Source organism: Methylibium sp. T29, assembly GCF_000576205.1.
Lineage (GTDB): Bacteria > Pseudomonadota > Gammaproteobacteria > Burkholderiales > Burkholderiaceae_C > Methylibium > Methylibium petroleiphilum.
In genome coordinates this window covers 1-1,282 of record NZ_AZND01000501.1, presented here as the reverse complement: position 1 = coordinate 1,282, position 1,282 = coordinate 1, and the positions used below count along the sequence as shown (strand labels likewise).

The window sequence follows — 1,282 nt, the reverse complement described above, 5'->3', positions numbered from 1 at the left end:
CAGCCAGGCCAGGTCGCCGCTGGTGTGCTTGGAGCCGGGCAGCACGATCCAGTCGGCGCCCGCCAGCTCTTCCGCACTGCGCGCCCAGCGCAGCTGCACGCCGCGCAGCTGGCGCAGCGGCTGGAACTCGTCGAGGTTGCTGATGCGCGGGTAGGCCACGACGGCGATGCGCAGGCTGGCCGCGGCATCGACGGCGCCGCGCTGCCAGCCGGGGCCCTCGTCGTGCAGGCCGTCTTCCTCGGGCAGTCCGTGGCCGCGCCACATCGGCAGCACCGCGAGGGTCGGCACGCCGGTCAGCGCCAGCAGCTGCTGCGGCCCCGGCTCGAGCAGCCGCGCGTCGCCGCGGAAGCGGTTCAGCACATAGCCCCGCAGCAGTGCCCGCTCCGCCGCCGGCAGCAGCTGGTGCGTGCCGTAGAGGTGGGCGAACGCGCCGCCACGGTCGATGTCGCTCACCAGCAGGCAGGCGGCCCGCGCCGCCTGCGCGGTGCGCATGTTGACGTAGTCGCTGGCGTGCAGGTTGATCTCGGCCGGCGAGCCGGCGCCCTCGATCACCACCACGTCGTTCTCGGCCATCAGCGCCAGCAGCGCGTCCTGCGCGAACGGCCACAGCCGCTCGCTGCGCTCGCGCCACGGCACGGCCGCGAGGTCGGCACGCACCTCGCCCAGCACGACGACCTGGCTGCCGGTGTCGTTCTCGGGCTTCAGCAGCACCGGGTTCATGCGCACGTCGGGCAGCACCCGGGCGGCCAGCGCCTGGAAGTACTGCGCGCTGCCGATCTCGCCGAGCCGGCCCCCGCTGCCCGGCACCACGCGCGCGTTGTTGCTCATGTTCTGCGCCTTGAAGGGCGCGACCTTCAGGCCCTGGCGCGCGTACCAGCGGCACAGCGCCGTCGCCAGCCAGCTCTTGCCGGCCCCGCTGGTGGTGCCGAGCACCATGACGGCCCGCGCGGTCGATCGTGTGCGTCCGTTCATCGTCTCAGGGCGCCGCGTCGGCGGGCAGGTGGGGCACGGTGATGTAGCGCTGCACGCCGCCGGGGCTCGGCAGCGGCTCGATGCGCAGCGCGCCGTCGAACACGTCGACCAGCGCGTGGTGCAGCGCCGGATCGTCGTGCGCGCCCTCGGCGCGCAGGCGCCCGGCCTGCAGCACCACCAGCCGGTCGGCCTGCAGTGCCAGCGGCAGGTCGTGCAGCACGCTGACCACCGTGTGGCCGCGCGCCAGCCGGCGCAGCAGCCGGACCAGCGCCACCTGGTGCGGTGGGTCGAGATGGGTGGTCGGCTCGTC

Annotated in this window: 1 protein-coding gene and 1 pseudogene; both read right to left on the bottom strand. The window is 74.6% G+C overall.

From position 1 onward, the window contains the following. The coding region (locus x551_RS22380; protein WP_036251747.1) for a cobyric acid synthase at nucleotides 1-972 on the bottom strand (972 nt) is incomplete at its 3' end. A 4-nt stretch (nucleotides 973-976) separates the two neighbouring features. Continuing rightward, a pseudogene (locus x551_RS22375) lies at nucleotides 977-1,282 on the bottom strand (ABC transporter ATP-binding protein); the annotation flags it as partial.